Source organism: Pseudomonas mendocina (assembly GCF_003008615.1).
GTDB classification, from domain to species: Bacteria; Pseudomonadota; Gammaproteobacteria; order Pseudomonadales; family Pseudomonadaceae; genus Aquipseudomonas; species Aquipseudomonas mendocina_C.
Genome location: NZ_CP027657.1, coordinates 5,089,652 through 5,107,073 on the forward strand (window position 1 = coordinate 5,089,652; position 17,422 = coordinate 5,107,073).

Here is a 17,422-nt window from a genome sequence, read left to right on the forward strand (position 1 = left end):
CAATTGCAGGCACGGGTAACGTCTTTGGCGCTGCCGGGTATCTTCACTCACCTGCTCTGGGAGGGCCGGATGGCCGAAGTCAACGAACCTATCGTCAGTCGCGCAGCCATTGCCGGGCATCCGTTGCATCCGATGATGATCCACTTTCCGGTTGCCGCATTGCTCGGTCTGGTGGCCAGCGACCTCGCCTACCTGTTGCTGGGCGATCCATTCTGGGCACGGGCCAGCCTGTGGCTGGCCGGGGTCGGTGCCTTCGGCGGCTGGATAGCGAGCCTGGCCGGCCTGGTCGATCTGCTCACCGTCACCAGCATCCGTCGCAAGATCACTGCCTGGTGCCACGCCATCATCGCCGTGATGATGCTGTCGCTGGCCTCGCTGAACTGGTTGCTGCGCTACGCCGGGGCGGAGCAGGGGATGGAACTCTGGGGACTCTATCTGTCGCTGCTGACAGCCTTGCTGATCGCTGTCGCCGCTTACCTGGGCGGTCGTCTGGTGTACGAGTATGGCGTCGGGGTGGATACCAGCGTCTGAACATTCGCCGCAGTATCCCTCTGCTCCGACAATGGGCTGTGAGCGGGAGCCGTACATGGCGATATCGAGTCCTCTTTCAGAAGGGTTTGGCCAGTACCAGCCAGAGGGTGAGACTGATCAACGTGGCGATGAGCACACCGATGCTCACGCACTGCCCCCCAACCGCAGGTTGCGGGTCGCGCTCGATCCGCAGGATCAATACACCGCACAGGGCGTGACAGATCACCATGCCGGCTACCGTCGTGAGCTTGACGATCAGCCAGGCGTCGAAAAGGGAGTCGCGCAGGAACAGGGCCGTGCCCGAACCGATCGCCAGCAGCGCAGCCGGGGTAGCGACCAGGTTGAACACCGCACGAGTCAGATGGGTGTGATCGCGATAGAAGAGTTCGTCGCTGCTGCGGGTTCCCGCCGCGATCATCGCCGGCAGGTATAGCAGCGCACCACACCAGCAAATCAGGGCCATGAAGTGCAGCAGCTTCAGTAGTGGCATCGATGCTCTCCCTTGCTCCGTTCGTTGCCGGTGTCGGTCACGTTTTTGTGACTGTGGTACCGGGCATGAGTTCGGCCCATCTCCGGCAGGGACTTTGCGCACGCAGGCCAATGGAAATAAAGGAACTGCCGCAAGGAGAAGGCGTGAAACAGTGCGGCGCCGCAGCTCGGGTCATGCATTCGGGGCAGCAGGGCACACAGGGTTCCCTTGTAAGGAACAGAGTCCTGCTGCAGTGCAGCGTTCAGCATTTTTCATGTGGTCACAGGGAAACCCTACAGGTGGCGGCCCTGGCTCATGGTGTCGAGAAGAGGAGGAGGGGGCGCAGGAGAGCACCTGCAAAATTACCTGAACGATCATCCACAGCAGTACGTCGGATTCCATGTACACCCCGCCATGGGGTATTCACCCAGCATTGGCCGTCATATTCGGCCCGGAGACGAATCATGGATCTCACTGACGATCGCAAAGAACTTGTCCGCACCCTCAACAAACTGATCGAGACCTGCAAGGACGGTGAGGCCGGTTTCAAGGTCTGTGCCGAGGACATTACTCGCCCGGATATCAAGCAGCTGTTCACACGCCGTTCGCGACAATGCGCCGAGGCGGCTGAGGAGTTGCAGAGAGTCGTACTGGAGAATGGTGGCCAGCCGGAAGATAGCACCAGCATCGGAGCGGATCTGCACCGTCGCTGGGTCGACCTGAAGTCATTGGTCACCGGCAAGGACGAAGCGGCAATCCTCAACGAAGCCGAACGTGGTGAGGACGTGGCCAAGGAGCGTTACAGCGAGGCCCTCGCTCAGAACCTGCCGACCGATATCCGAGCCATCGTGCAGCGCCAATACGAAGGGGTGCTGCGCAATCACGATGAAGTACGGGCGCTGCGCGACGTAGAGCGCGCGCGGAGCTGACTCATCGTCGGCCAGCGGCGCGCCACGCGCCGCCTGGCCCTTAATGCCCGCCCCAGGCTCACTGCGCGAACGTGACGGGAGGCGTATCGCATGCCCACGCTGGACAAGACCATCACCCACCTCAACCATCTGCAGGTCGCCTGCATGGATGGACAACAAACCTGCCGGCAGCTCGCCGGAAGCGCTCAAGCTGCAGAAGTGCGCGATTTCCTTAGCGAGCGCGAGCTGGAATATGGCGCATTGATCGCTTGCCTGCACACCCAGATCACCACCTACGGTGGCCGTCCTGCACAGCACATCAGTCTGGTCGGACTGTGGCAGAACTGTTGGTGGTATGAGGTGAAGTCGCTGATCGTGCCTGTCGATGATCGAACCAGGCTCAACACCGCGTTAGAGCTTGAAATACAGGTCAGGCGAGGCTTCGAAACCCTGCTTACGCAGGAGCTTTCAGCGGAGTTCCGTCAGCAACTGGCTGAACATCATCAACGGGCGCTAGAGCGCACGAGGCAGCTGCAAACAGCACGCGAGCAATGGCCACATCTTGGCATGCTCAAAACCGAGTCGGGTCAGGACTGAAGTCCGGCAGCGGGGAGGGGGCGTATGCCTCCATCAAGAGCCGTTCCAGTTGAGCGCGCTCCCATGTGCTCAACAGCTCGAGCGGATCCGTGCCGAAATATTGCGATGCGCTGAAGGCGTAGGCACGCCCATCCGGGCAATGGCAACTGTCGCAGTAATCCAACGTTTCATCCTCGCGATATAGCCTGATCACCCAGTCATCGACCTCTATGGTCATCAGACCGCAGTTTGGTTGAGGCGAGCGATCTACACGGCGCATGACGCGGATACCCAAAGCGATCTCCCGCAACACCTGACAGGCCTCGCGAGCAGTGAGCGTGTCGTGATTCATTGGCACAGGATCAATGGGTTTCTTCATGCTTGAGGAGTTTGCCTGTGGTTCATAGCCTTTGATCCTAGTTGGGAAGGGGACAGTACTGACGTTGCGACGAGCTTTGTAAACGCAGCCTATGAGGAAATCTCGTATCAGCTGTTACGCCGCCCTAGATGCGCAGGCTGCTCGGCATTACTCGCGTTATGCCTTAAAGTAACCGGTTGCCGAAAGAACCGTCATGGCCATAGCCATGAAGGGCTTTCATCCTTTACATATAAATGTGGTGAAGATGAACAAGCCTTTCATTTCGCTGTGCCCTGAAATTACTCGGGCACACGCGTTGACGCTGATGGATTGGTTGGAAGATGAGCGAGTCACCTGTTATCTGAGCGACTCACGCCATGTTTCCCGCTCCATTGAGCAAGCCATCGATCGGACTCAATTGCCGATCCTGACCCATCTGTTCAACCAGGGCGGTCGATTCTTCATGGCCTATGACCGGCATGACGAACCGGTGGGCTTTGTCCGCCTCATCAAGACTGGCTCGAATTGCGAGATAGTCCTGGCCATCGGAGACAGCGATAAATGGGGTCGGAACCTCGGCACCCGTACGATCCGCGAAGGCATGAAACTGGCTTTCCTCGACATGCGGGCCGAGAAGCTCATCGCCAAGATCCACCCGGACAACGTGCGCTCGCTGAAAGCCTTTCTGCGCAGTGGTTTTCTGCTTGAGAACGAAACACCGACATTGAAGTCATTTTCCATGACGGCGGGGCGCTATCGTCAGTTCTTGCGCGAAGGTGCCATTGGCGACGCCACTGGTATCTGCATCACTGAAATCGACAAGGCCAGGCTCGAGAGCCTGATTGTGCTCGAGCAGGGCCCAGCCGTTGTTGAACTCGAGCATGAACTTGAGCGAGCTATTGTCGTTGAGCCGCAGCAGGTGGCGCGCACTGTCGTCACGATGAACTCCAGGGCCTTGCTACAACTGGACGACGAGGCGATCGAAGTGGCCTTGGTCTACCCGGAAGACGCGGACAGCAGCGCCGGGAAGCATTCTGTATGTTCCGACATCGGCGCCGCCATCCTGGGCTATCAGGAGGGGGACACCATCGACTGGAAAATTTCTGATCGGACTCGCCGGATTGAGATCAGGAAAGTGCTTTACCAGCCGGAGGCCGCAGGCGATTTCCATCTGTAATCGCGCTTGGCTCAGTGTTCGCGCATCAGGCACGAAGCTCCCCAGCGGGCAGGGTTGTGCTTTCCGTGCCTGAAGCGAACCGTCTGCCACAGGTCGGACGTAGATGAACGGGACAACCCTGGGTAGCTGTGCCACATGATATTTAACATAATATACATTATGCGAATATCTATATGCATTACGATAGTCTCTCTGCCCGCAATTCTGTCCCTCAGTTCACAGCGACTGGATATGACTCGAGTTGCCGCTGGAACGCTACTCCGGTTGACGAAGTCGCCTGGGAAAAGTCGCCTGGGAAAACCAGCCCAGGATCGCAGATGCTACTGCTAGCGACCAGCAACGCACTGTCACCGCGGATTGATAATTTTTTGAAATATAAAAGCAGAATCTCTATCACTGAAGAGAATTCTTGATTTCTGACCAATCAAACCTCCGACTCCTGAGCGAAATGCCAGGAATCCCCAGTAGGTGCGGCATTTCTTAAAGAGAAAGTCCGCATCACATCACTTCATGATGTGCCGAGCTGCATAGACGCTGAAAAAAACTGAGACACATTGCTTGCAGGCAACTGCCATGAAAATCTCCGAACCCCTGCTATATGTTTTCGTCATGGGTTCATGACCGCGGAAGTAATGCCAGAGCCCTTCTGTCAAACGGATAGGGATGTCACTGCCCATGGCGATTTCAGCAAAGGTTTCCTCTCTCGCTCAACCTGTATCCCTGAGCACCGAACGCACTTTGGGTAGCACCCTCTCTCTGAGCGAAAGCAGTAATGTCGCTCTGGATCTATCCCCCGACGCCATAGCCAGTTATTCCCGCGACGGCAATGATCTGGTGATCCGCATGACGGATGGCGAGACGCTTCGCATCACCAATTTCTACGTCGAAGGCCAACCACCTAGCCGGCTCTATCTGGTGAATACCGAGGATGAACTGCTGCAGGTCGAGCTCGGCCCGGTTTCACCGGAAGGTTTCATGACTGCCAGCTACGCCTCGGAGGAAGTCGCAGCCGGTTTCGAGTCTCTGACGGCAGCTGGAGCCGCTGCGGGAGGTGGTCTAGGCACGACAGGGATGCTGGTGGCGGGTGGCCTGGCGGTTGCCGGAGGCGCTGCAGCGGCCAGTAGCGGTAGCAGTGGCGGAGGTGGCGGCAGCGGAGATAACGGCGGTGGCAACCCGCCAACGCAGCCTGGTCCAGCGACACCGCCCAGCAATGTGAGCTTGAGCAGTGATGGCCGAACCATCACCGGTCGTGCTGAACCTGGCAGCACCGTGGAGCTGGACATAGACGGCGACGGAGTACCCGATTACACCGCGCTCGTGGATGTGAACGGCCAGTTCACCATCAACGTTTTGCAGCCGCTGAACAACGGAGAACAGTTGCAGTTGCGGGTGCGCCTGGCGAACGGGATCCTGAGCAGTCCGACCACCCTCTCCGCTCCTGACGATATTGCGCCTTTGCGCCCCAGCAACCTGCAGGTTTCCACTGATGGTTCTCAGGTCAGTGGTCGCGCCGAACCGGGCAGCACGGTCAGCATCGACATCAATGGTGACGGCCAGCCCGATGCCTCGGTAGTGGTAGGCCCCAGTGGGCAGTTCGTGATTCCGCTCAACCCACCGCTGAGCAATGGTGAGACCATCACCGTGGTGGCCAGGGATGCAGCAGGCAACACCAGCCCCAATGTCTCCCTGACCGCACCGGATACCACCCCGCCGCCGCCACCTGTACTGGATGCGAGCAACGGCAATATCGTCACGGGAACCGCCGAGGTCGGCGCTTCCGTGGTCATCGTGGTCGTCGGCAATGCCGCGGTTTCCGTCCCCGTGGATGCGAATGGCAACTGGTCCTACACACCGAGTTCCCCGATTCCCGATGGCACCACCATTACCGCCACGGCTCGTGACCAGGCAGGTAACAGCAGCACGCCCGTCTCGGTCGACGTGACCAGCAACATCCCCAATCCGCCCATTGTCATCATTGCCAACGGCAATGAAATCAGTGGTACGGGGTTACCCGGTGCCACGATCGAGATACGCAATGCCAATGGCGCGCTGGTCGCGCCGGCTGTTCAGGTCGGCGTGGACGGCAGGTGGTCGACGGCGCCCACAGGTTTGTCCGCCGATACGCCGATCAAGGTCGTGGCAATCGACCAGGGAGCACAAAGCGCTCCTGCCAATCTCACTCTGGATGTGACACCGCCCAGCATCGGCGTGATCAATCACACCGCGAGCCAGTTGAGTGGAACCGCAGAGCCTGGCAGCAGTGTCCAGGTATCTGCAGGCGGCACATCATTGGGTGTAGTGGTGGCCGATTCGCAGGGAAACTGGAGTCTCCTCCTCTCTCCCGCTCAGCCTGATGGGACACAACTGTCGATTACGGCACGGGATGCAGCTGGAAACGTCAGCGCCCCGCTCACCACGACAGTCGATGCACAACCACCTGCCGTACCGATCGTGGTATCGATCACCGCCACCAGCATCAGCGGTACTGCCGAGCCCGGCAGTGTCGTGCGCCTGGTGGATGACAATGGGCGGGTGTTGGGCGAGCTGAATGTCGGCCCGGGCGGTGCCTGGAGTTTCACCCCGAGCCCACCACTCGCCGAAGGCACTGAAGTGACCGTGACCGCTCACGACCCGGCGGGTAACACCAGCCCGTCGACCACCGTGCGCGTCGACACCACAGCACCTGATGCAGCCACTATCGAGCCCAGCAACGGCACGGTATTCACCGGTACAGCCGAGCCTGGCAGTAGCGTGACCATCACCGGCCCAGGTGGTGCTCCTATCGGCCAGGTGACTGCCGACGTCAACGGTAACTGGAGTATCACGCCCTCCCCAGCCTTGGCTGATGGCACTCAGGTTTCCGTGGTGGTACGCGATCCTGCAGGCAATACTAGTGCCCCAGTCAGCGCCACTGTCGACCTTACCCCGCCGCCGCCGCCGGTCATCCAGCCCAGTAATGGTGATGAAGTATCGGGGACTGCCGAGCCCGGCAGCACGGTGACGATCACTACTGGAGGCGCCCCGCTCTCCGCAGTTGCCGACAGCAATGGCAACTGGAGCGTGACAGTCGTCCCGCCATTGGCCAATGGCACGGTGATCAACGCTACTGCCACGGACGCAGCAGGTAATGTCAGCGGCCCCTCGGCCAACGTCACCACGGACAATACCCTGCCAGACAGACCTACCTTCAACCCAAGCAATGGGAGCACCCTCTCAGGCAGCGCCGTCTTTGGCGAAAGCGTGATACTCACCGATGGCAACGGTAACCCCATCGCGACCGTTACAGTGGACAATGGCGGCAACTGGTCTTACACCCCAACTCCCGCTCTCGCTGATGGCACCCATGTCGTTGCCGTGGCGCGAGACGGCAGCGGTAACCTCAGCGCTCCGATCCAGATAGTTGTGGACGCCGTGCCGCCGGCCCCGGCGCAGATCGATGCCAGTAACGGCTCGCAACTGAGTGGAACGGCAGAAGCCAACAGCACCGTGCTGATCACCGGGCCGGGCATCAATGCACAGGTGACGGCGGGCTCAGACGGCAAGTGGGTCTACAACGCCGGCCCTGGCTTGCCGATTGCCGACGGCGCTACCGTCAGCGTCACGGTGCGCGACACCAGCGGGAACACCAGCACGCCCAGCGCTACCGTGATCGATGCGGCGCCTCCTGCTGAACCGGTGGTCGCAGCCAGTAATGGCACGCTGTTGAGCGGAACCGCCGAGGCCGGCACGCAGGTAATCCTGAGCACCGTACCAGGTGGTCAATTGGCCATCGTCAATACCGATGCAAACGGCAAATGGTCGTACACCCCGCAGCCACCGCTGGCCAATGGTACCCAGGTCAGCGCGGTGGCACGAGACGCAGTCGGCAACACCAGCACCAGTGGCGGCACCACCATCGATGCTCAACCTCCAGCAGCCCCGCATATTTCCCCCAGCAATGGCAGCGAGGTTCGCGGTACCGGCGAGATTGGAGCCACCATCAACCTGACCAATGCCAGTGGCACTGTAATCGGCACCACGGTCGTCGATGGCAGCGGTAACTGGACTTTCGCCCTGACCCCGGCGTTGCCCAACGGTACCTTGATAAGAGCCACGGCCACCGATGCGGCCGGCAACCTGGGCCCGGCAGCTACGACTACAGTCGACAGTATCGCGCCCTCGGCACCGACCATCGACCCTAGTGCCGGAAGCATGCTCAGCGGCACCGCAGAGCCGAACAGCACGGTGCGACTCATCGATGGCAACGACAATCTGATCGGCAATGCAGTCACCGATGCGTTCGGCAACTGGAGCTTCACCGTCACACCATCGGCGCTACCCAATGGCACAGTGGTCAGCGCCGTGGCAATCGACGCGGCCGGCAACATCAGCCAACCGGTCAGCACCACCACCGACAACGTGGCACCGACCTTGCCGGGCATCACGGCCAGCAATGCGACCACCATCGCCGGTACAGCGGATGCCGACAGCACGGTACTGCTAACCCTGCCCAATGGCGGTGTGGTCGAGGTGCCGGTCGATGCCAACGGCAATTGGAGCTACTCGCCTAACCCGCCGCTCGCCGATGGCGCGCAGGTCAGCGTTTCTGCTCGCGACGAGGCAGGTAATCTGGCCGGGCCAGTGGCGGTGACCATCGATGCCCAACCGCCAGCACCGCCGAGTGTCGACCCCAGCAACGGAAGCTTGCTGGAAGGCGCCACGGATGCCAACACGGTGATCCTGATCACTATCGACAATGCTGCCCCCATTCTGGTCACGCCCGGCCCCGGCGGCGCTTGGTTCTATACGCCGAATCCGTCGCTGGCCGAAGGCTCGCAGATCACCATCGTGGCACGTGATGAAGCGGGTAATCTCAGTACGCCGGTCAATCCAGTCATCGATACCACGCCGCCCTCTATCACGCTGGAACTCAGCAATGGCAGCGTCCTGACCGGGCTCACCGAGGCAGGTGCCAGCGTTGCCATTTCCGTGGGGGGCAGCCTGGTCGACACCGTCATCGCCGATCCGGATGGCCGCTGGACCTACACCCCCACGCCGGCACTGGCCAATAACAGTACTGTCAGCGTGGTGGCCATCGATGCTGCCGGCAATGCCAGTAGCCCGGCGACCGGCACCACTGACAACCTGGCACCGAACGTGTCCATCGAACCCACCAATGGCATGACGCTCACAGGCATCACCGAAGCCTTTGCCAGCGTCAACATCAGTAGTGGCGGCGTCGTACTGGCGACCGTCACAGCGGACAGCGCTGGTAACTGGAACTACACCCCAGCGACAGCCCTGGCAAACAATGCACAGGTCAGCGTCACCGCGCAGGATGCCACTGGCAACGCCAGTACGCCTGTAACTACCACGGTCGACAACCAGCCGCCGGCCCCACCGACCATCAACCCCAGCAACGGCACCGAGATCGTCGGCCGCGCGGAGCCCAACAGTTCCATCAGCCTGACTTTTAGCACAGGCGCCACGGCCGGCCCGATCAGTGTCAACGGCAGTGGTGACTGGAGTTATACGCCCACTCCGGCACTGCCTGATGGCACCACCATCACCGCTGTCGCATCGGATGCCGTCGGCAACAACAGCCAGTCCACCAGCACGGTCGTCGATGCGGTGCCACCACCTAGCCCGATCGTCCTGCCGAGTAGCGGCACCTCCATCAATGGCACGGCGGAGGCCAACACCACCATCACCTTGTCCGTCGATGGAGTTCCTCTACCAGGTACTGTCACAGTGGATGCCAATGGCTATTGGCAACTGAACAACGTCGGCCCGTTAGCCGACAATGCGCTCATTGAAGCTTGGGCCACGGATGCGGCGGGCAATGTCAGCGTGTTGCCCGGCACGGCCACGGTGGATGCCGATCTACCTGATCCACCGGTGATCGCGCCCAGCCGAGGCAATATCATCACCGGTACAGCAGAGGCCAATACCACGGTCGAACTGACCATCAACGGACTGAGTGTTCTCGTGTCCGTTGATGGCTCAGGCGCCTGGAGTCACATACCGACCACGCCCCTAGGTGATGGTGTGCAGGTCACGGCGGTGGTGATCGACGCCTCCAATAACCGCAGCTCTCCCGCAAGCCTGGTGATCGATGCAATGCCGCCAGCCATTCCAGTAGCAGAGGCTGCCAATGCCACGACCGTTGTTGGGACGGGGGAAATCGGCTCCACGGTAGTGGTCAGGCTTGGCGCCACGATACTGGGTAGCGCCACGGTAGGCGCCGACGGCAAATGGACAATCACCATCCCGACCCAGAGCAACGGGACGCCTCTGGTCGTCGAAGCGCGGGACAGCCTGGGCAATACCAGCAACTTCACCGTGGTCGTGGTGGATGCCATCGCGCCGCCCCTGCCTACAATCCAAGCAACCAACGGCACCCTTCTCAGCGGTACGGCGGAGGCCAACAGCACGGTTATTCTCAGTGTTGGTGGTGTTCAGGTCGGCACTGCGCAGGTCAATGGCTCCGGCAACTGGAGCTTTACCGCCAGCCCACCGTTGTCTGGAGGTAGCACCGTCGAGGTGGTGGCCCGGGACGCTAGCGGCAATATCGGCCCGGCGGCCTCGACCGTGGTGGACGCCACACCACCACCGCCACCGGTGGTTAATCCGAGCAACGGGATCACCCTGTCAGGCACTGCTGAAATCGGTAGCACGGTCATCCTGCTGGTCGGAGGCGTGCAGATCGGCAGCGTCCCGACCGATGGCGCCGGCAACTGGATCTTCTCGCCCTTCCCGCGCCTGGCCGATGGCGTGAAGGTCGACATCAAGGCTCAGGATGGCGTCGGCAATATTGGCACCTCCGCCAGCGTGACGGTGGATGCCGTGGCACCCAATGCCCCGGTCATCAACCCAAGCAACGGAAGCGTCATCAGCGGCACGGCCGAAGTGGGTAGTCGGGTCATCATCCGCGACCAGAGCAACCAGGTCATTGCCGACCTCACGGCCGACGTCAACGGTAACTGGAGCTTTTCCCCGACCGTTCCACTCACGCACGGCAGCCTTGTCTCCGTCACAGCAACCGATGCCTCCGGAAACGTCAGCGTCGCCGGTAACGCGGTGGTAGATGCCCAGGCCCCCCTGACACCGACGGGGCAGATATCCGCCAACGGTACCCTGTTGACCGGCCTCGCCGAGGCCAACAGCCAGCTATCCATCCTGATAGGCGGCAGCGGTACCCCCATCGTGGTCACTGCAGCCAGCGATGGCACCTTCACGGTACCGCTGTCACCGGCTCTGACAGGGGGCCAGAACGTGCAGATCACCGCCACCGACGCGGCGGGCAATACCAGCACTGCCGCGCAGGTTCAGGCGCCCAATCTGACCCCGCCTAGCATTACCGTGGCCGAGGCGGCGGACACCTACATCAACGCTGCCGAGATTGCCGATGGCATCCAGGTGCAGGTCGGCCTGCAACCCGGCATGCGCGTGGGCGATAGCGTGACGCTCACATTCCGTGGCCAGGGTGGCTTCACCTTCACCCAGACGCATGTAGTCACCGCCGCCGAAGTGCTGGCTGGCAGCTTTTCTGCCACGCTCACGCCCTCGGCCGGCAATGGAGCCTATCCGCAAGGGGCCGCCACGGTCACGGCTCACGTGAACAATGGCGCAGACGGCGCGCCGGTGAGCTTCGTCATCGACACCATCGCACCGGCGACGCCCGTGCTATCGCTGGCTGGCAGCCTGTTGACCATATCCGCAGACCCCGGCGTTGCTCTGACGATCAGCGTCAATGTCGGAGGCGTGACTGCAACGCAAACGGTGACCGCCAATAACACCGGCATCGCTTCGCTGAACCTGCTGACCGGTCTCAATATCGGCCTGACCTGGGATCAGCTGATCAGTGCGCAGGTAGGAGTCTCCGCTCGAGATCAGGCGGGCAACCCCAGCAATATCGCGCAGATAGGCCTGGGGGTGGGCACCAATCTGCAACCAGTGACGGTTGGCAATTTCGCGGTGGATGCCAGTCTCAACCCGCTGTCGCCCAAGCTCGGTGTGACCGGCACCACGGCCGCCAACGCCAGCCTGATCATCGAGGTGATCTCCCCTGCCCTCAACGTCACCCTGTCACCGATCATCGCCAATGCCAGCGGCCAGTTCTCGCTCAACCTGCTCAGCCCCAGCGTATTGAGCCAGCTAGGGCTGAGCATTACCGGGCTGCTCAATCTGGGGCCGGATCTGCAGTTGCGGATCACCTCCACATCGCAAGGCAAGCAAAGTGCGAGCTATCTGGTCGACCTCGATCCGCTTGGCCTGCTCGGCTTGACCATCGGGGCGATTACCGTCACCGGATCTGCACTGGATGACATCCTCTCTGGCACGGCTACCAGCGCCGAGCGGATCATCGCCGGAGCAGGCAACGACCTGATCCTCAATGTCGGTTCCGGCGACCGGGTGGAGGCCGGCTCCGGTAACGACACCATCCAGATCACCGCCACCAACTTCACCAGTATCGATGGAGGCAGCGGTTTCGACACCCTGCTGTTCACCGGTGGCATCGACATCAACTTCAACAGCTTTGCGCTCGGAGCCATCACCAACATCGAGCGTATCGATCTGGGCGTTGGCGATGCCGGCAGTACCATCACGCTCACCGCCGCCCAGGTGGATGCACTGACCGACGGCGGCAACACCCTGCAGATCACGGGTGAAGCCAACGACATCGTGCAGGTCAGCGGTGCGGTCTTTCAGAACAGCCAGATTATCGACGGCATCCGCTATCAGGTTTACCAGTTCGGCAACACCACACTGCAGATCGAGGAGAATACCGTCCAGGTCATCGTATGAAGTCGAAAACCGCTTTCGCCTTTGGCATAGCGCCTGCCTTGCGAAGCACGGCGCTCGTCATGATGTTGGGAATGCATTCCGGGCAGGTTTTCGCTCAGGAGTTGGCTGATGCGGTGCGGGCTGGTTTGGCCATTCACCCCGAAGTACGCGCCGTCATGGCGGATAGGGAGCGGGCCAGCACCGAAGTGGAGATGGCCAGGAGCGGTTACCACCCCGCCCTGAGCCTCTCGGCTGGCCCCCAGGAGTTCAATTTCGGCGACGTGGTATACGACGCCACGGTGTCGCAGATGCTCTATGACTGGGGACGGGTCAGAAGCAAGGTCGACCGTGCCTCGGCCGCGCACCAGCAGTTGTCGGAAAGTCTGCTGGTGACCCGTGACGATGCCGCGCTGGACATCATCGAGACTTACTTCGATGCCCTGCTTGCAGAGCGTCGCCTGGAGGCAGTTCGCCTGCACCTGAACGATCTCGACGACATCCTGCGCATGACCGAAGCCCGGGGCCAGGACGGTTACTCCGATCGCAGCGAGGTGGATCGTGCGCATCTCGAGATGACCCGGGCGCGCGAGCAACTGGCAATGGAAAAAGGCAGCTTGCAGGAAGCCCGCAACCAGTACCGCGTGCTGGTCGGCACCGACCCGCAGGAACTCAGCGAACCAAGACCGATGTCGATGGCACGCTACCTGGCAGCCAGCGACCTGTCGCGCATCATCACCCAGTCCCCGCTCTATCAGCGCAGCGTGCAGGACACCGCGCAAGCCGAAGCCGAGCTGCGGGAAACCAGGGCCGCCCTCCTCCCACAGCTGAATCTAGAGGCTACCGCCTTGCGCCGGGAAATCGGTGGCCAGCTGGAGAACGACTCCATGATAGCCCTGCGCCTGCGCATGGATACGCTGCAGGGCCTGTCCAATTTCCAGCGCCCGACCGCCGCCCAGCAGCGCCTGGAGTCGGCGCAGTGGAGCCAGGACTCCATGCAGCGCGATATCAGTCGCAAGCTGCGCAACCTGTTCGACACCGAGGAAACCCTGCGCTGGCGTGAGGAGTCGCTGCGCCAACAGGTTGGTGAGTCGGATCAAGTTAGCGCCCTCTACCGCGAGCAGTTCGAGGTAGGCCGGCGCGACATCATCGACCTGCTCAACGTCCAGCGCGAACGTTTCGAAGCCGTGCGCCAGCTGGAAACCCTGCGCATCGAGCGCCTGCGTATTGAATACCGTGCAGCAGCCCAGATCGGCCTGCTGGGCGCACTGCTGGAGAACCGCCTCAATGACGTCTGACGCTCGTTCGCCCAGGCAGAGCAGAGATCATTTGCGCGATGGCCTGGTACTGCTTTGTCGGGAACTCGGCCATCCGCTCAGCGAGAACGAGCTTATCGATGGCCTGCCCATGGAACAGGGACGCCTTCCTCTGCGCCTGGCACCCCGCGCCCTACGCCGCGCGGACATCAATGCCCGCGTCGAAACCGGCCAGTTGCTGCGCGATCTGAAAGGTTACCTGCTTCCAGCCTTGCTACTGCTCAACGATGGCCGCAGCGCCTTGCTGGTGGGTGTGCAGGACGAGCAAGCCGACCTGCTCCTGCCGCAAAGTGGTGGTGGCCACGAACGCATCGCGCTGGACGTGCTGGAACCCATGTTCAGCGGTGTCGTGGTATTCGCCAAACCTCGCTATCGTGATGACGGCAGGGCTGGCGACCTGGCTCAGGGGCAGCAGGAACACTGGTTCTTCGGCGCAATCAAGCAGATGCGCCGCTCCTACCTGGAGGTGGCCATCGCTGCCATGGTCGCCAATCTTCTGGCCATCGCTTCGGCCCTGTTCGCCATGCAGGTCTATGACCGCGTGGTGCCCAACTCAGCCTTCGACACTCTGTGGATATTGGCCACCGGCGTGGCACTGGCCATCCTTCTGGAAAGCGTGCTGCGCGTACTGCGCGGCCATCTGCTCACCAGCATGGGCAAGCGCATCGACCTGCGCCTGTCGACCTTGCTGTTCGAGCGTGCCCTGCAGACCCGCCTGGCTGCCAAGCCGGCATCGGTTGGCGCATTCAGCTCGCAGATTCGCGAATTCGAGTCGGTGCGCGAGTTCTTCACTGCTTCCAGCGCAGCGGTAATCAGCGACCTGCCGTTCGTGGTGATCTTCCTGCTGATCATCGCGGTAATTGGTGGCCATCTGGTCTGGGTGCCCGTCATCGCCGTGCTGCTGATGCTCCTCCCTGCCCTGTTCGCCCAAGGCCACCTCGCTCAGCTGTCGCGGCAGAACCTGCGCGAGGGCGCAGTGAAGAACGGCATCCTGCTGGAATCCATCGAACACCTGGAAACCGTCAAGGCCGCGCGCGCCGAGGGTCGCTGCCTGAAACTCTGGGAAAACCTCACGGCCCAACTGGCGGGCAGCTCGGTAAAGACCCACAACCTGACCTCGGCCCTGAGCTATGGCGTCAGCCTGGTACAGCAGATGTGCTATGTCGGCGTGGTGGTGTTCGGTGTCTATCGCATCAGTGACGGCCTGCTCACCATAGGTGCCCTGATTGCCTGCTCGATCCTCTCTTCTCGCGCCATCGCGCCATTGTCGCAGAGCGCCTCGCTGCTCGGTCGCTGGCAGCACACCAAAGTCGCTCTGGAAGGGCTCGATCAGATGATGAGTGGGCCGGTCGAGCGCACGGCTGGCCGCAGTTATGTCCGCAAACCCCGGCTGGCAGGCGATTACAAGGCTCAGGCACTGACCCTGGCGCACGGTGAAGGCCCGACGGTCGTCGATATTCAGGCATTGCACATACGTGCGGGTGAGCGTGTTGCCCTGCTCGGCGGTAACGGTGCAGGGAAATCCAGTTTGTTGCGTCTTTTCGCCGGTCTTGCCGACTCGAGTTCCGGTCGACTGCTGCTCGACGATGTGGGTATCGAGCAGATCGACCCCAGCGACCGCCGACAGAACATCGGCTATCTGCCGCAAGACGTTGCGCTGCTCTATGGCACCCTGCGTGAGAACCTCAACCTGGAGAATGCCGACCTGAGCGATGACGACCTGTTCGAGGCGCTCGACGGCGTAGGCCTCGGTGAATGGGTGCGTAACCATTCGCTGGGGCTGGACATGCCGGTCCAGGGCAATGCCAGCCCCTCCGGTGGGCAGCGCCAGGCAATCGGTCTGGCCCGCGTGCTGCTGCAGGATCCACCGGTCGTGCTGCTCGACGAACCCACCGCGGCCTTCGACCAGACCAGTGAGAAACACGTGCTCGAATACCTGCGCGACTGGCTGCACGGCAGAACCCTGGTGCTGGTGACCCACAAGAAGAGCATGCTCGAGCTGGTCGAGCGAGCCATCGTCATGCGCCACGGTCGGGTGATCATGGACGGTTCGCTGGATCAGGTGGTGCAGGACAATCGCGTGCAGCCGCCACAGGATGTCGCAGACGCCAGGGAGGCCATCCATGGCATCTGACGAGCGCCTGCGCCGCGCACTGGAAGACCCGTTGCTCAGCGCCACCCATCCAGTGTTCCGTCCGCTGATGTGGACGATCCTGTTCACCGTCGGTGCCTTCATCGCCTGGGCCATCTGGGCCGAACTGGACGAGGTCACCCGTGGCGATGGCCGCGTGGTGCCATTCAGCCGTATCCAGAAGATTCAGAGCCTGGAAGGCGGCATCCTCGACCGTCTGCTGGTCGGCGAAGGCGATATGGTGCGCGCCGGTCAGCCGGTGGTGCGCCTGGACGAAACGCGTTTTCGCACCTCCTACCAGGAGACGGTCAACCAGGCCCAGGCCCTACGCGCGACCATCGCTCGCCTGGATGCCGAAGTTCTTGACCATGACAGCATCGGCTTCCCGGCCGGCATCGCGGCAGACAGCGCCCTCGCCCGCTCGGAACAGGAGCTTTTTCGCTCACGCCGCGCCAAGCTCGAAGACAGCGTGCGTTCGCTCAATCAGCAGATTGGCCTGGCCCAGCGCCAGTTGAACCTGGTCGAGCCACTGGTAGCCAAGCGCGCGGTGAGCCAGATGGAGGCACTCAAGCTCGGCCAGGAAATCGCCGGGCTACGTGGCAAGCTCACCGAAGTGAAAACCGCCTATTTTCAGGACGCCTATACCGAGCGAGCCAACAAACAGGCCGAGCTCAGCGCTCTGGAGCCGATCATCCTGCAGCGCGAGGATCAGTTACAGCGCACCGAGATCCTCTCGCCGGTCAATGGCCGGGTGAATACCGTGCTGATCAATACCCGTGGCGGCGTGATCCAGCCTGGAGAGCCGATCATGGAGGTAATCCCGGTGGAGGATCGCTTGCTGATCGAGGCCAAGATCAAGCCACGGGACGTCGCCTTCCTGGTGCCAGGGATGCCAGCCAAGGTCAAGATCACGGCCTACGACTACAGCATCTACGGCTACCTCAACGGCACTCTGGAACAGATCAGCGCCGACACCATTTCCGAGGATACGCTGCAGGGCAAGGAGTTCTATTACGCGGTACTCATCAAGACCGATGGCAGCCAGCTGATGCGCGGCGGCGAGGCGCTACCCATCATTCCTGGAATGGTCGCCGAGGTGGACATCCTGTCCGGCAAACGCAGCGTGATGAACTACCTGTTGCGCCCCCTGGTGAAAGCGCAGTTGTACTGACTAAGGCACTTGCAACCGCTGC

Annotated in this window: 10 protein-coding genes; 8 read left to right on the top strand and 2 right to left on the bottom strand. The window is 61.6% G+C overall.

Going from position 1 to position 17,422, the window contains the following annotated elements; all coding sequences use genetic code 11:
* Window positions 1-69: 69 nt before the first annotated feature.
* Window positions 70-531 (top strand): DUF2231 domain-containing protein, encoded by a 462-nt coding sequence (locus tag C7A17_RS23535; RefSeq protein WP_106741214.1) that lies wholly within the window; start codon window positions 70-72, stop codon window positions 529-531.
* Window positions 532-607: 76 nt separating this feature from the next.
* Here the strand turns inward: C7A17_RS23535 and C7A17_RS23540 are convergent, their stop codons facing one another.
* Window positions 608-1,021 carry a CopD family protein gene (locus C7A17_RS23540; RefSeq protein WP_106741216.1) on the bottom strand — a complete coding sequence of 138 codons (414 nt, stop codon included), beginning with the start codon at window positions 1,019-1,021 and terminating at the stop codon, window positions 608-610.
* Window positions 1,022-1,464: 443 nt separating this feature from the next.
* Between C7A17_RS23540 and C7A17_RS23545 the strand changes: the two genes are divergently transcribed.
* Window positions 1,465-1,929 carry a PA2169 family four-helix-bundle protein gene (locus C7A17_RS23545; RefSeq protein ID WP_106741218.1) on the top strand — a complete coding sequence of 155 codons (465 nt, stop codon included), beginning with the start codon at window positions 1,465-1,467 and terminating at the stop codon, window positions 1,927-1,929.
* 90 nt (window positions 1,930-2,019) lie between these two features.
* Complete coding sequence (locus C7A17_RS23550) at window positions 2,020-2,505, top strand: PA2169 family four-helix-bundle protein (RefSeq protein ID WP_106741221.1); 486 nt, start codon at window positions 2,020-2,022, stop codon at window positions 2,503-2,505.
* Here the strand turns inward: C7A17_RS23550 and C7A17_RS23555 are convergent.
* On the bottom strand, window positions 2,480-2,863 hold the full coding sequence (locus tag C7A17_RS23555; RefSeq protein ID WP_234035843.1) for a DUF7693 family protein: 384 nt from the start codon (window positions 2,861-2,863) through the stop codon (window positions 2,480-2,482). The two genes, C7A17_RS23550 and C7A17_RS23555, sit on opposite strands and share 26 nt — an antisense overlap.
* 193 nt (window positions 2,864-3,056) lie before the next feature.
* Between C7A17_RS23555 and C7A17_RS23560 the strand changes: the two genes are divergently transcribed.
* The 5 genes from C7A17_RS23560 (at window position 3,057) to C7A17_RS23580 (ending at window position 17,400) form a co-directional block, all read left to right on the top strand.
* A complete protein-coding gene (locus C7A17_RS23560) occupies window positions 3,057-4,019 on the top strand; it encodes a bifunctional GNAT family N-acetyltransferase/nucleoside diphosphate kinase regulator (RefSeq protein WP_106741226.1) in 963 nt (320 codons plus the stop codon).
* A gap of 675 nt (window positions 4,020-4,694) precedes the next feature.
* Window positions 4,695-12,806, top strand: coding sequence for an Ig-like domain-containing protein (locus C7A17_RS23565; protein WP_106743133.1), 8,112 nt, complete (start codon window positions 4,695-4,697; stop codon window positions 12,804-12,806).
* A gap of 59 nt (window positions 12,807-12,865) precedes the next feature.
* The gene (locus C7A17_RS23570; protein WP_106743136.1) at window positions 12,866-14,080 is read left to right on the top strand and encodes a TolC family protein; all 1,215 of its coding nucleotides are present in this window, start codon (window positions 12,866-12,868) and stop codon (window positions 14,078-14,080) included.
* The gene (locus C7A17_RS23575) at window positions 14,070-16,232 is read left to right on the top strand and encodes a type I secretion system permease/ATPase (protein WP_106741229.1); all 2,163 of its coding nucleotides are present in this window, start codon (window positions 14,070-14,072) and stop codon (window positions 16,230-16,232) included. Before C7A17_RS23570 ends, C7A17_RS23575 begins: the two co-directional genes overlap by 11 nt.
* Window positions 16,222-17,400, top strand: a complete 1,179-nt coding sequence (locus C7A17_RS23580; protein WP_106741231.1) for an HlyD family efflux transporter periplasmic adaptor subunit — start codon at window positions 16,222-16,224, stop codon at window positions 17,398-17,400. The genes C7A17_RS23575 and C7A17_RS23580 overlap by 11 nt, the downstream gene beginning before the upstream one ends.
* Window positions 17,401-17,422 lie beyond the last annotated feature (22 nt).

Coding starts and splice junctions, on each gene's coding strand:
- C7A17_RS23545 (WP_106741218.1), top strand. CDS start 1,465: ATGGATCTCACTGACGATCGCAAAGAACTTGTCCGCACCCTCAACAAA.
- C7A17_RS23540 (WP_106741216.1), bottom strand. CDS start 1,021: ATGCCACTACTGAAGCTGCTGCACTTCATGGCCCTGATTTGCTGGTGT.
- C7A17_RS23575 (WP_106741229.1), top strand. CDS start 14,070: ATGACGTCTGACGCTCGTTCGCCCAGGCAGAGCAGAGATCATTTGCGC.
- C7A17_RS23550 (WP_106741221.1), top strand. CDS start 2,020: ATGCCCACGCTGGACAAGACCATCACCCACCTCAACCATCTGCAGGTC.
- C7A17_RS23580 (WP_106741231.1), top strand. CDS start 16,222: ATGGCATCTGACGAGCGCCTGCGCCGCGCACTGGAAGACCCGTTGCTC.
- C7A17_RS23565 (WP_106743133.1), top strand. CDS start 4,695: ATGGCGATTTCAGCAAAGGTTTCCTCTCTCGCTCAACCTGTATCCCTG.
- C7A17_RS23555 (WP_234035843.1), bottom strand. CDS start 2,863: ATGAAGAAACCCATTGATCCTGTGCCAATGAATCACGACACGCTCACT.
- C7A17_RS23570 (WP_106743136.1), top strand. CDS start 12,866: ATGATGTTGGGAATGCATTCCGGGCAGGTTTTCGCTCAGGAGTTGGCT.
- C7A17_RS23560 (WP_106741226.1), top strand. CDS start 3,057: ATGGCCATAGCCATGAAGGGCTTTCATCCTTTACATATAAATGTGGTG.
- C7A17_RS23535 (WP_106741214.1), top strand. CDS start 70: ATGGCCGAAGTCAACGAACCTATCGTCAGTCGCGCAGCCATTGCCGGG.